Genomic DNA, 12631 nt, shown 5'->3' with positions numbered 1-12631 from the left:
CCTCCCCGAATTATAAGAGAGCGCGCGCCGTCGATCCGAATGCAATGCATCACTTTGATTTCGAGGACCGCGTCGTCGCCGTCACCGGCGCCGCTTCGGGTATCGGTCGCGAAACCGCTCGACAGTTCGCCGCACACGGCGCGTCGGTCGTCGTCGCCGACGTCGACGACGAGAGCGGTGAGGCGGTCGTCGACGAGATAGAGAGCGACGGTGGGGACGCCGTCTACGTACACACTGACGTGACCAACATGGACGACGTCGAGGGGATGGTCCGGACGGCCGTTGACGAGTTCGGCCGTCTCGATTACGCCGTCAACAACGCCGGGATCGGCGGCCAGCAGGCCCCGGCCGGGGATCTGGACGAGGATAGCTGGGGACAGGTCGTCGACATCAATCTCAACGGTGTCTGGCGCTCCCAGAAGGCCGAACTCGAACAGATGACCGAGCAGGACGACGGCGGCGTCATCATCAACATGGCGTCGGTGCTGGGCAAGGTCGGCTTCGAGAACTCCTCGGCGTACGTCTCGGCCAAGCACGGGGTTCTGGGACTGACCAAGACTGCCGCCTGGGAGTACGCTGATCAGGACATCCGCGTCAACGCCGTCTGTCCCGGCTTCATCGAGACCCAGATGCTGGCGGAGGGCGGCATCACCGAAAACGAGGAGATCCGCCGTCAGATCGAGAGCATGCACTCCCAGGATCGACTCGGTCAGCCCGAAGAGATCGCCGACGCCGTCATGTGGCTCTGCTCGGACGGCGCGTCGTTCACCAACGGCGAGGCGCTCACCGTCGACAGCGGCTTTACGTCCCGGTAAACGACGCCGTTGACTTTCGAGCTATACTTTTAACCGTTTGCGAACCGTCATCCACGTCTATGGATCGAGACCGCCGTGGCGACTCCACTCCGGACGCGACGCCCCCGTCGGACGATCAGCCGACGCCGCAGGTCGGTGGCCCGACCACGTCGGCCCCGGCCGGCGTCACGGCGTATCTCGACGACATCATCGCCGTACTCGTCCCTGCGGACCACCCCGCGGTCTCGCAGGCGCTTGCGACCGGGGCGCTCAAACACCGCGACGGACGCCCGTCGCTGCCGGACGGTGCGTCCCCCGAGGACACGTTCGACCTCGTCCGGGATTTCGACGCGTTCGACCTCAGTGAGGTCACTGACTGGGCGAATCTGCCGAACACGACTCCGGTCGACTCCCCACTCGGCGAGAAGTTGCTCGGGCAGATCAGGGGCGTGATCGACTGGGACCGCGAGCAGACGCTGTTGTACGACCAGTACGGCAACGCCTTCGAGACGCCGACTGCCCTCGGATCGTATCTCGACGAGCACGACGACCTGCGCCTCGTGTTGGCTGTCGGTTATCTGCTCTCCGAGCCGGACGTCTGAGCGTCGCCCTGCCAGACGTTCGCCTCGCTCGCACCGTCCGTCTTGTACACGCCGTGTGCAGTCGCGACGTGTGTCTCGCTGTCGTCGAATAGCTCCACCTCCGTGACCGCCAGCGATCCGCCGTCCCGGAGTACGTCCGCCACGGCGTACACGTCGGTCGTCGCCGGCGCGAGATAATCGATCCGCATGTCGATCGTCGGGACGAGCTCGCCGGCCAGCGAGACGACCGCGGCGTCGCCGACACTATCGGCCAGCGCGAACGTCGCTCCGCCGTGAACCACACCGGTCTCCGGGTTGGTCGTGTGGTCGTCCGTGACGTGCAGTCGCCCCTCCGCGTGTCCGTCTTCGGCCGCTGTGAGTTCGATCCCGAGCAATCGCGTGAACGGCATCTCGTTGAATAGCTCGACCGGATCCATTGGCGACCGGCACGCTCGCCAGCGCTAAAAGCCTGTCCCGGCCGGCGGATGCTGCTGATACTGCCGCTCTGTCCGTGACGATCGCCCTCGCTAATCCGGACGCGGCAACGGCTGCTCGCAGCTCCCGTTGTATCGGAGGATCACCACGTACTGGTTGGCTCGCAGTTCCTGCTCGTCGGAATATTGATCGGACTGGGGATAGATCCCCAGCGGCAGGATCTCGCCAACCGAGCCGGGCGTCGGCCGATCCGGGGCGTACTCCGGCGGTCGCTCCCCGAACTCCGCGACGATATCGTAGCCGTAGCTGCCGTTGAGCAGCGCCCGGACGTGTGTCGCTCGCTCCTCGGTGTTGTGACGAACGTACGCACTTCGGTGGTCGTCGGGCACGTCCCGAAGGTACAGTAGATCCCGGTAGGACAGTTGCACGTACTCCGGACAGGGATCGAGCGATCCCCGGTCGTCTCCGGCGTAGGGGTACTGGGCGTCGATCCAGTGGGGCGTCGCCGACTCCTCGAATCCGCGGGTGTAAAACTCCATGGTCGCGTTGCGCTCGACGTTGTCGTCCATCCAGTCGACCGCTTCGGCCCGCGGTGTCGAAGCGTATCCAGCCGCGCCGACCGCGGCGTATGCACCTGACGTGACCAACAGGACCGCGACGATCGGCCGGGCCAGGGCGGGCCGGCGCTCGCGGAGCCGCGAAATCCCGTCCGCGAGAAAGACAACGAGCAGCGGCAGCGTCGGCAGCAGGTGGTGTGGCCGGAAGTCGTGCCAGCCCGTGAGCAAGAGCGCGTACAGGCCAAGATAGGCAAGCAACACGGTCGAACCGCCGGTCAGTCTCTTCCGAAGGCGGGCAAGCCCAGCGCCCAGGCCGGCCATACTTGCGAGAAACAGCGGGAGTCCGAAGGCATTGACATAGCCCCGCAGGAACCACCACAGAATCGAGGCGTTGGGGCCATTCTGGGCCGACACCCGATTCGCCGGGTGGCCGACGATCCGGATGAGGAACTCGATGACGCCGCCGACCAACAGCGTCGGGAACCCGAGCAGTAGGACGACCGCGCCGACGGCAGCCCCGTCGATCAGCAGATCGCGATCGTCGAACAGTCGCCGCCAGGAGTCGCCCTCGCGATAGATCCGCAGCAGGTGTGCGATCGCGATTGTGAACACGATCGGTGCGGTCGTCAGTTTGAGCGCCATCGCGGCTGCACCGACAGCGCTGGCCTCGAAGAACCGCCGACGCTTGCCCGTCTCGACGTACTGCACCAGCAGATACAGCGCCAACAGCAGCGCGAACACCGAGGGGATGTCCTCGCCGCCCTCGTGGGCGAGCGTAATCAACCCCCACGTGACAGCGAGGAAGGCCCCAGCCAGTCGGCCGGTCGTTCGGTCGCGAAGGTACGTCCCGAGTCGGTAGGTGAGATAGACGATGCCGGCGGCGAAAGCGACGTTCAGTAACCGGACGCTCACCAGGCTCGCGGACCAGATCCATTCGGGGGTGGTGTGCCACAGCTCCCAGAAGCCGAACTGCTCGGCCGGCAACCCGAAACCCGCAATTGCGCCGAGATCACCGGTGACGGCCGCCGCGATCACCACCGGCAACAGCGCCAGCGCGTAGAGGTAAAACGTCGCGCCGAAGGGCTGGCGACCCCAGATGACTCCCTCCCGGAGCGCCCCGAGGCTCGGCTGGTCGATGACCCGGCCGTAGGCCACGAGCGGATCGAGGAGCCGATCGCGTTCGTCCCAGGTTGCGAAGTTTGGGACGCCGTGCCAGACGTAAAATCCCGCGAGTACGACCGTGACGACGAGAATCGCCACGAGGTACGGATCCGAACGCAAGTCGGCGACGAGCCGTCGCTTCGCGCGACCGACGGCCGAGCGCAGCCCCAACATTGGCCGACAGTCAACCCAGCGCGCGCAAAAGCGTTGCTCTTTGGGGGCGACTGTCCCGCTGATCGCAGGTCGTTTTACTCACGGGTCGTTTCACTCACGGCTCGCTCTGCTCCCCGCTCGCGTTCGAGACGCTCCCTGCGGTCGCGTCTCGCTCTCCCCGCTCGCCGTTCCGAGACTCCTCGCTTCGCTCGACTGGTTTGGTATCTCGCTGCTCGCGGGTCGTTTTGCTCACGGCTCGCTCTGCTCCCCGCTCGCGTTCGAGACGCTCCCTGCGGTCGCGTCTCGCTCTCCCCGCTCGCCGTTCCGAGACTCCTCGCTTCGCTCGGAGTCTCGCCTCTCCCGACACGCCTTACTACCATGTCGCCGTACTGCCGATATGGACCTCCCGCCAGTCGGTCTCGGCACGATGGGTATCGACGAGCCGTCCGCAATTTCGACGGCACTCGAGGTCGGCTATCGACATCTCGATACCGCACAGATATACGAGAACGAACGCGTCGTCGGCGAGGGGCTGGCCGACAGCGCTCTCCCGCGCGAAGGCGTGACGCTGGCGACGAAACTCTGGGTGGACTCGCTCGCACCTGGGGACGTCGAATCGGGAACGCGGGCCAGCCTCGATCGGCTCGGTGTCGATCGGGTCGATCTGCTGTACGTTCACCGGCCTCGCGGCGGCTACGATCCCGAGGGGACGATGGCCGCACTCGAAACCGTCCGCGAGCGGGGCCTGACCGAACACCTCGCGGTGAGCAACTTCACGCCCGAGCAGTACGAGCGTGCCCAGGCCCACTGTGACGCCCCGCTGGTCGCAAACCAGGTCGAGTTCCACCCCCTGTTTCAGCAGTCGGACCTGCTCGATCACGCCCGTGAACACGGCTACACAGTGGTCGCGTACTCGCCGCTGGCCGGCGGCGAGGTGTTCGACGTACCCGAGATCCGGGCGGTCGCTGAGAAACACGACACCTCGCCGGCGGCTGTCTCGATCGCCTGGGTCCTCTCACACGAAAACGTCGTCACGATTCCGAAGGCCTCCAGTCGCGAGCACCTCGAAGCGAACCTCGCCGCGCGCGAACTCCGGCTCGATCACGGGGACATCGAGCGCATCGACGGGATCGAACGCGAGGTCGAGCTGTTCCCCGAGTAATTGGGCGTCGTGACCCCGGCTCCGACCACGGACACCGTCGCCTCTATTTGACCGCCCGTGCAACTGATGCTATGGAGAAGGTAACCTACGACCCGATCGGCGAGATCCGGTCACCGTTCGAGGAGCCGTCGGCGGTCCCGGTCGATCCGGACGAACCGTCGGGCGCGGCCGGACGGGTCGAACTCGACCCCGAGTTCGAACCGGGTCTCGATGGACTCGACGGATTCTCACACGTTACGATCCTCGCACACCTGCACCGGAGTCCGGCTGACACGCTCCGGGCGCACCCGCCGTTCGCGGATGGGCTCGAAGTTGGCGTGTTCGCCACTGCCAGCCCGAATCGGCCGAACCCGATCGCCCAGACGGTCGTCCGACTCGACTCGATCGAGGGGACGACGCTGTACGTCGAAGGGCTGGACCTGCTGGATGGAACGCCCGTGCTCGATCTCAAGCCGTTCGCGCCGAAGCCGTCGCTGCTGGAGGAGTTGGAAACGGGCTGGATCGGCGAACACCTCGATCAGGAGTACTGAATCAGGTCCTGACCGTCGCCGAACGCGATAACTGGCGTTATTCGAGAGCGGAGAGAACCTCGTCGACGAACTGCTCGGGCGGGAGTCCGCCGGTGAACTGCCCGTCGTCGTTAACGTTGATCTGCGGGACGCCCCGGACGCCGTACTCCTGGGAGAGTTCCATGAACTCCTGGGACTCGATCCCGTCGGCGGTGATCCCCTCGTTTTCGATCGCCATCTGATGGGCCACCTGAACTGCCTGCGGGCAGTGCGGACAGGTCGGCGTCACGAACACCTTGATGTTGACCGGCTGGTCGATATTCTGGACTTTCTCGCGAACTTCGTCGGGTAGCTCCGTCGCGCCGGGGCCCTGTGCGACTGCGATGAGTCCCTGCAGGAAGGCGCTGAACTCCTGGCCCGACGGGATACCGAAGTACCGGACGCCGGTGACGCCATCGCGAGTGATGACGGTGACGGGCGCGCCGTCGTACTTGGTCGCGCCCAGTTCCTCGGCCAGCGGATCGTTCATGTCGTGGGTCTCGATGACGATGTCGTCGCTTTCGCCTTCGACGTCTTCGTAGAGATCGAGCGTCTCCTCGCAATACTGACAATCGTCCTCGGTGAATACGTGGACGGTGACTGTCTCCTCGAGGGTGCTCAGAAGTTCGTTGACTTGACTGCGGTCGTCTGCGGAGAGGACTGACATTCTACTCCAACGTTGGTACTCTGACTGTGTTATATTTTGCGTTTTACCCAATACTCCAAAAGACGGGTTCCTGGCCGTGAAACGGCGTTATTCCGGAGTGAACGCGTGGCCGCGGACGACCATGCGAGTGGTGAGAACTGCGGTGACGAGCCAGACGGCCGTCAGTAGTCCGGTCACGGCCACGAGGACAGGCACGAACGCACTGATTCCGAGGAAGCTACCGAGCGATCCCGCCGATAGGGCGAAGGCACCGAGCGGGAAGGTGTAGGCCCACCAGGTGAAAAAGAACGGGTGGGTCCGGCGAGTGACGTAGTGGGTCACCAGCGCGGCGGTCAGCACAAACCACCAGGCCGAAAAGCCCCATAGCACCAGCGCGACGAGCTTCAACCCCGGTATCAGTGGCTCGGTCGCCAGCCCGAGCCCGGTGCCGGCTTCCAGCGCGTGCGCGAGTTTCACGACCGCGATGGTGAGCACGGCCGTCGGAGCCAGCCCGATGACGAACGTCGGCGCGAGCTTCTCGCGCGGGAGACTCTCGTAGGCGTAGCGGTGCAGAACGATCGATCCGAAAAACAGGAACATGAAGCTCCCGATCCCCAGGGCGATCATCGAAAGCAGAAACACGAGCTGGCCCATCATTGTGCCGGCGAGGTGGCCGGCGACGAGTTCGAAGCCCAGTAGCGGAATGACGAGATGGCTCACGGGCGGGATGTACCAGGCGAAGACGCCGTGCTCGGTCCCGATCCGGTCGTTCGTGAACATGATCGAGACGACGAGCAGCCCGAACCCGAAGATACCGGCGCTCCCGACGACGAACAGCCCCGTCAATAGCGGTTCGAGCACGCTCGTCGGGACGATGTCGCTCATCGTCTGCGCGATTCCGAGCCCGAGGACGATCAGCGTGATCGGCATCGTCGGGAAGAACTGACTCCGGATCGGATGGGTCAGGTCGTCCCACACGCGGCCGGGGTAGAGCCACATCCGCGCCAGCCACGGCACGGTGTAGGTAACCGTCATCACGGCCGTCAGCGCGACGAAAAACTGCGCGAACGGGAGCAGTGCGCCGACGCCGAGTTGCGCTCCGACCAGCGCGAGTGCGACCCCGAGCGCCCCAGTTCCCATCGTCGAACCGAACCACTGTGGGCCGAAGAACTCGACCGTATTCGCGATCCTCGATCGCTCCGTCGATGTCGAATTGACCTGGCTCATAGTATTGTGTGTTTGTGTCTTTTCTATACTGGACTGCCTTCAACTCGTCGAAAGTATTAACCCTGTTTAATAGCGCAATTTCTGTTCTTTTAATCATGACATCGGTGTCTCTCCGGATTCAATCCAGTATTCGAGATCTCTGGCCATGCCGTCGGAGATCGGCACGGCATCTTGTCATCACCTCGCTCGTATAGACGTGGCTGGTTGTGTGTTTTCCATGAAAGATCAATTGGGTGTCCGGTGTATCAAAGCCCTATTGGTGGTTCAGTCGTGATATCGAGGTGATGACAATGGAATTCGAGATGCCGGAGTGCGACGACGGGAGCGACGAGGGGAAACTCGTCGCCTGGCACGTCGAACCCGGCGACACGGTCGAAGCCGGCGACCGGATCGCCGACGTCGAGACCGACAAGTCGGTGGTCGAGGTCACCGCACCCGGGCCGATGGTCGTCACCGAACTGCTCCACTCGGTCGGCGACGACATCCCTGTTGGCGAGTCGCTTGTCGCCTACGAGGCGGTCGACGAAGTCGAATCGGCGCCGGAGGACGCCGGAGAACCGACCGACGACGGACAGACCTCTGCTGTCTCGCGCGTGGATGACGGCGACGACGAACCGACCTCGGCCGTCTCGCGAGTCGGGGACAACGACGAGACCGACGACGAACCGACCTCGGCCGTCTCGCGGGTCGAGGACGACGACGGGGCCGATGACGAACCGACTGCAGCCGTCTCGCGAACTGGGGGCGCCTCGGCTGCCCCGGGAGACGCCGACGAGGAGACGGACGTTCTGATCGTCGGGGCCGGGCCGGGCGGCTACGTCGCCGCGATTCGGGCCGCCAAGCTCGGACTCGATGTCACGCTCGTCGAGCGCGACGCCTACGGCGGGACCTGTCTGAACTACGGTTGCATCCCCTCGAAGGCGCTTATCCACGGGAGTGACCTCGCCCACGAGGTACGGAACGCCGAACACCTCGGGATCACTGCGGAGGTCGACGTCGACTTCGACCAGCTCGTCGACTGGAAAGACGGCGTCGTCGACCAACTCACCGGCGGCGTCGAGAACCTCTGTCGGGCGGCCGGGGCCACGCTCGTCGAGGGGACCGCGCGATTCGTCGACGACCACGTCGCCGAGATCGAGACAGCGGACGGGACCTCGACGCTCGCCTTCGAGAACGCGATCGTCGCGACCGGCAGCCGCGTCCTCGAGATTCCCGGGTTCGAACCCGACGGCGAGTACATCCTCGACTCACGGGATGCGCTCGATCTCCCAGAGGTCCCTGGCTCGCTGGTCGTCGTCGGCGCGGGCTACATCGGGATGGAACTGTCGACCGTCTTCGCGAAGCTCGGGACGGACGTGACGGTCGTTGAGATGCTCGATGACGTGCTCCCGACCTACGAAGCGGACATCTCGCGGGTGGTCCGCGAGGAAGCCACCGACCTGGGGATCGACTTCCGGTTTGGCGAACTCGCCGCCGACTGGGAACGGGACGGCGACGGCGTCGTCGTCCACACCGAAAGTGAGGACGGGCCCGCAGCGGAGCTCGAGGCCGATGCAATTCTCGCGGTACCCGGCCGGGAGCCGGTCACCGACACGGTCGGACTCGACGCGATCGGGATCGAACCCGACGAGGACGGATTCATCCCGACCGACGCACAGGGTCGGACCGAGCGCCCGCACGTCTTCGCTATCGGCGACGTAGCCGGCGAACCGATGCTCGCGCACAAGGCCAGCCACGAGGGTGAGGTCGCCGCGGCCGCGATCGCTGGTGAACCCGCCGCGCTCGATCACACGGCGATGCCCGCGGCAGTCTTTACCGATCCTGAAGTCGCGACAGTCGGGATGACGTCCGAGGAAGCCGACGACGCCGGTTATACGCCCGCTGTCGGGCAAATGCCGCTGAGCGGAAACGGTCGCGCGCTGACCGTCGAGGCACCCGAGGGCTTCGTCCGGATCGTCGCCGACGAGCCGACCGGTACTGTCCTCGGCGCTCAGATCGTTGCGCCCGAAGCCTCCGAACTTGTCGGCGAGGTCGCGCTGGCGGTCGAACGCGGTCTCACGCTGGAAGAACTCGCCGGTACCGTCCACACTCACCCGACCCTCTCGGAAGCGGTCATGGAGGCCGCCGCCGACGCCGCCGGCGAAGCCGTCCACACACGCTGATCCACGCCGGAATCAATAACGGTTTTTGATCAGTTTAACTCTTCAGTCAGATGCTATGCTGGAGAATCACTTCATAAAGTCTTTTACTATATAGTGTTAACCACACAATACAGACATGGTGGATATCAGTCTGACGACGACGAACGAGAGCGAGTTCGACACGGAGAGCGTTATCGGTGACTTCGCGGTCGGGATCGACCCGATGACTGAGACCGGCCCCGATCCGAACTCGGTACTGGTCGCCGACTACGCGGCGTGTTTCCTGCCGGCGGTTCGGATGGGTGCGCGCAAATCCGGCTACGATGATCTCGGAAAAATGGAGATAGAAGCCGAGGCCGACCTGACCGACCAGAACAACCTCGAGTCGATCAGCTTCACGCTGAAAGTCGAGGCCGACGTCGAAAACCCCCAGGAACTGGTCGAACTGGGCGAGCAGTACTGCCACGTCCACACGGCGCTGCGCGAGGAACTGCACGCCGACGTGACCGTCGAGACCGACGCCTTCGAGACGGTGTCCGCCGCGGCCTAGAGACCGACACACCGAAACACGCTCCACCCTTTTTGTCCTCGTATGACACGCAGTGGCTCAGTCAAGGTACCCGACGGTAAACTCGTCGAGGTGACGCTCACCGGCGACGAACGCATCGAATCCGCCCGCGTGACGGGCGATTTCTTCCTCGAACCGCCCGAGGCGCGAGCCGAACTGGAAGCGGCACTCGAAGGCAAGCCCCTGGACGTCGACCGCGAGGCGCTGGTCGAAGCGATCGAGGCCGTCGACGCGCAGTTCATCGGCTTCGACGCCGATCATCTGGCCGAGGCGACGATGGAGGCGATCGCATGAACCTTCGCGTCGTCGACTCGGGCACGTACAGCGAACCGGTCCAGCAGGCCCTGGAACGCGTATTGATCGATCGGCTGGGAGACGGCGAGATCGAGCCGACGCTGCGGTTCTGGTATCGTGACGGCCCCGCGGTGCCGCTGGGCCGGTTTCAGGCCTACGCCGACGAGGTCGCGGCCGACTACGTCGCGAAACACGACGTCGACGTGGTGCGCCGGATCACCGGCGGCGGCGCGATGTACGTCGAACCGGGCGCAGTGATCACCTACTCGCTGTATCTCCCCCGCTCGGCCGTCTCCGACGACGTCGAAGCGAGCTACGCCGAACTCGATCAGTTCGCCATCGACGCCCTTCGGGGCCTCGGGCTGGACGTCCGCCACGAGCCGCTCAACGACATCGCGCACCCCGACGGCAAGATCGGTGGGGCAGCCCAGCTCCGGACGGACGATGCTGTCGTTCATCACACGACGATGAGTTACGCCCTCGACATCGCGGAGATGCTCCGAGTCCTTCGAATCGGTGAGGAAAAGGTCTCCGACAAGGCCGTCGCGTCCGCCGAGAAACGCGTCGCTCGCATCAACGATCACGTCGACGCCAGCCGAAGCGAGGTTATCGAGACGATGATCGATACTGCCGGCGACTCCTATGCCACTGTTGAGGGCGAACTATCCGAGAGCACCCTCGCGGATGCCCGTACGCTCGCCGACGAGCAATTTGCCACCGACGAGTGGAACCGCCAACTATAGGCAATTCTTGCATCGAAAATCGTTTATAAATACTGTTATTATCTTGCAGTCCATTTGTAATAGTGCATATGACGTCACCAGAAGATGTGGTCGCGGAGAAGAAAGAGAACGTACAGGCGTTCGCCGGTGAGGCGGACTCGATCGAGTCGTTCATGGGGTTCGTCCACAACGCCGAGAGCGGCGGCGCGCTGGACGCGAAGACCAAGGAACTGATGTCGCTGGCGCTCGGCGTCACGCTTCGGTGTGAGGACTGTATCGTCTGGCACCTCGATGCGGCACTGGAGGCCGGTGCCACGGAGGCCGAAATCGTCGAAGCCCTCGAGATCGCCGTCGTCATGGGCGGCGGCCCGGCGCTGATGTACGCCACCGAGGCCTACGAGACGCTGCAGGACTTCGATACGTAGATCGCTCGCGGCCTTCCGATCTCGTTCTTTTCTGTCGACGTGCCTGTGATCGCAGGGGTCCTGTTGCGTGTCGCTTAATACCACCGAGTACAACAACCGACTAATGGATCGACGGACCTTCATCAAGACGGCCGGTGCCGGTTCCCTGATCGCGCTCGCAGGGTGTAGCATGACGGAGACGAACGACGGGCCGGGAAACGACGGGACGACAACGGGAACGGTCCCGGGTGCTAGCCCACCGAGCGGGACGCTCACCGTCGCGACTTACTCGTCGTTTACCGGCGACGGCACGGCCGGTAACTATCTCAAGTCCGCGTTCGAGGCGGAGTACCCGGACGTGACTGTCGAGTTCGAGGTGCCCGAGAACGGCGTCAATCAGTACATCCAGCGCAAGCAGTCCGGAGCCGGTATCGACGCCGATCTCTACGTCGGTCTCAACACCGGCGAACTCGTCCGCGCGGACGACGAACTCGATTCGTCGCTGTTCATGCACTCCCGGGACTATCTCGGGCGCGGATACGCGCTCAAATCGGATCTGCAAATCGACCCTCGCGGCCGTGCTGTCCCCTACGACACCGGGTACATCAGTCTGGTCTACGACGAGGGCGCTATCAACGCGCCGGAAACCTTCGACGACCTGCTCGAACCCGAATACGAAGACGCACTCATCACCCAGGACGCACGTCAGTCGGATCCGGGACGGGCGTTCGTGCTCTGGACGATCGACGCGAAAGGCGAGGACGGCTACCTCGATTACTGGTCGCAACTGGACGACAACGGCGTCACGGTGACCGACGACTGGGAACCGGCCTACAACGCATATATGAACGAGGAGGCTCCGATGGTCGTCTCCTACTCGACAGACCAGGTCTACTACCACGGCGAGGGCGTCGATATGTCCCGTCATCAGGTCGGGTTCATCAACGATCAGGGCTACGCCAACCCGGAGGCGGTAGCCCGGTTCGCCGATACCGATCAACCCGCTCTCGCACGACAGTTCATAGACTTCATGCTCTGGCCGGAACACCAGGCCCAGATCGCCGAACGGAACGTCCAGTTCCCCGCCGTCACCGACGCCCAACTCAGCGAGGAATTCGGACAGTACGCCTACGAACCGCCCGAAGCCGTGACCTTCGACTACGACCGCCTGCAGGGCAACGTCGACACGTGGATCGACGACTGGGCTCGCGAGGTCGTCAGCAACTGACGATGCTATC

The 12631-nt window shown here is 64.2% G+C and carries 15 protein-coding genes and 1 pseudogene; 11 read left to right on the top strand and 5 right to left on the bottom strand.

Annotation, left to right across the window (positions count from 1 at the left end; all coding sequences use genetic code 11):
* Positions 1–44 precede the first annotated feature (44 nt).
* Complete coding sequence (locus HSEST_RS11115; RefSeq protein WP_229120997.1) at positions 45–815, top strand: SDR family NAD(P)-dependent oxidoreductase; 771 nt, start codon at positions 45–47, stop codon at positions 813–815.
* Positions 816–874: 59 nt separating this feature from the next.
* Positions 875–1396, top strand: coding sequence for a hypothetical protein (locus HSEST_RS11110; RefSeq protein ID WP_229120996.1), 522 nt, complete (start codon positions 875–877; stop codon positions 1394–1396).
* On the opposite strand, the gene HSEST_RS11105 is transcribed toward HSEST_RS11110, so the two are convergent.
* The 3 genes from HSEST_RS11105 to HSEST_RS11095 all read right to left on the bottom strand — a co-directional run bounded on the left by HSEST_RS11105 (position 1369) and on the right by HSEST_RS11095 (position 3934).
* Positions 1369–1812: a PaaI family thioesterase gene (locus tag HSEST_RS11105; RefSeq protein ID WP_229120995.1), complete on the bottom strand. Its 444-nt coding sequence runs from the start codon at positions 1810–1812 to the stop codon at positions 1369–1371. The two genes, HSEST_RS11110 and HSEST_RS11105, sit on opposite strands and share 28 nt — an antisense overlap.
* A 90-nt stretch (positions 1813–1902) precedes the next feature.
* Positions 1903–3702, bottom strand: coding sequence for an ArnT family glycosyltransferase (locus tag HSEST_RS11100; protein WP_229120994.1), 1800 nt, complete (start codon positions 3700–3702; stop codon positions 1903–1905).
* A gap of 94 nt (positions 3703–3796) precedes the next feature.
* Positions 3797–3934 (bottom strand): hypothetical protein, encoded by a 138-nt coding sequence (locus tag HSEST_RS11095; RefSeq protein ID WP_229120993.1) that lies wholly within the window; start codon positions 3932–3934, stop codon positions 3797–3799.
* Positions 3935–4078: 144 nt separating this feature from the next.
* On the opposite strand from HSEST_RS11095, the gene HSEST_RS11090 reads away from it, so the two are divergent.
* The gene (locus HSEST_RS11090; protein ID WP_229120992.1) at positions 4079–4843 is read left to right on the top strand and encodes an aldo/keto reductase; all 765 of its coding nucleotides are present in this window, start codon (positions 4079–4081) and stop codon (positions 4841–4843) included.
* 71 nt (positions 4844–4914) lie between these two features.
* Positions 4915–5373, top strand: a complete 459-nt coding sequence (gene tsaA / locus HSEST_RS11085) for a tRNA (N6-threonylcarbamoyladenosine(37)-N6)-methyltransferase TrmO (RefSeq protein WP_229120991.1) — start codon at positions 4915–4917, stop codon at positions 5371–5373.
* Between the two features lie 37 nt (positions 5374–5410).
* Here the strand turns inward: tsaA and pdo are convergent, their stop codons facing one another.
* The gene (pdo, locus tag HSEST_RS11080) at positions 5411–6058 is read right to left on the bottom strand and encodes a protein disulfide oxidoreductase (protein WP_229120990.1); all 648 of its coding nucleotides are present in this window, start codon (positions 6056–6058) and stop codon (positions 5411–5413) included.
* Positions 6059–6145: 87 nt separating this feature from the next.
* The gene (locus tag HSEST_RS11075) at positions 6146–7264 is read right to left on the bottom strand and encodes a C4-dicarboxylate transporter (protein ID WP_229120989.1); all 1119 of its coding nucleotides are present in this window, start codon (positions 7262–7264) and stop codon (positions 6146–6148) included.
* A 284-nt stretch (positions 7265–7548) separates the two neighbouring features.
* On the opposite strand from HSEST_RS11075, the pseudogene HSEST_RS11070 reads away from it, so the two are divergent.
* The 7 genes and pseudogenes from HSEST_RS11070 to HSEST_RS11040 all read left to right on the top strand — a co-directional run.
* A pseudogene (locus HSEST_RS11070) lies at positions 7549–7758 on the top strand (biotin/lipoyl-containing protein); the annotation flags it as partial.
* Between the two features lie 294 nt (positions 7759–8052).
* Positions 8053–9426 carry a dihydrolipoyl dehydrogenase gene (lpdA, locus tag HSEST_RS11065; RefSeq protein ID WP_229122991.1) on the top strand — a complete coding sequence of 458 codons (1374 nt, stop codon included), beginning with the start codon at positions 8053–8055 and terminating at the stop codon, positions 9424–9426.
* A 115-nt stretch (positions 9427–9541) separates the two neighbouring features.
* A complete protein-coding gene (locus HSEST_RS11060) occupies positions 9542–9955 on the top strand; it encodes an OsmC family protein (protein ID WP_229120988.1) in 414 nt (137 codons plus the stop codon).
* A gap of 42 nt (positions 9956–9997) precedes the next feature.
* Complete coding sequence (locus HSEST_RS11055; RefSeq protein ID WP_229120987.1) at positions 9998–10267, top strand: lipoate protein ligase C-terminal domain-containing protein; 270 nt, start codon at positions 9998–10000, stop codon at positions 10265–10267.
* Positions 10264–11010 (top strand): lipoate--protein ligase family protein, encoded by a 747-nt coding sequence (locus tag HSEST_RS11050; RefSeq protein ID WP_229120986.1) that lies wholly within the window; start codon positions 10264–10266, stop codon positions 11008–11010. Before HSEST_RS11055 ends, HSEST_RS11050 begins: the two co-directional genes overlap by 4 nt.
* 68 nt (positions 11011–11078) lie before the next feature.
* Complete coding sequence (locus HSEST_RS11045) at positions 11079–11414, top strand: carboxymuconolactone decarboxylase family protein (RefSeq protein WP_229120985.1); 336 nt, start codon at positions 11079–11081, stop codon at positions 11412–11414.
* Positions 11415–11517: 103 nt separating this feature from the next.
* Positions 11518–12621: a thiamine ABC transporter substrate-binding protein gene (locus HSEST_RS11040; RefSeq protein ID WP_229120984.1), complete on the top strand. Its 1104-nt coding sequence runs from the start codon at positions 11518–11520 to the stop codon at positions 12619–12621.
* The last annotated feature ends 10 nt before the right edge of the window (positions 12622–12631 follow it).

It is taken from the genome of Halapricum desulfuricans, assembly GCF_017094465.1.
Classification (GTDB): Archaea; Halobacteriota; Halobacteria; order Halobacteriales; family Haloarculaceae; genus Halapricum.
Note: the sequence above shows the minus strand (reverse complement) of the source record. Positions and strands in the feature narration are given on the sequence as shown.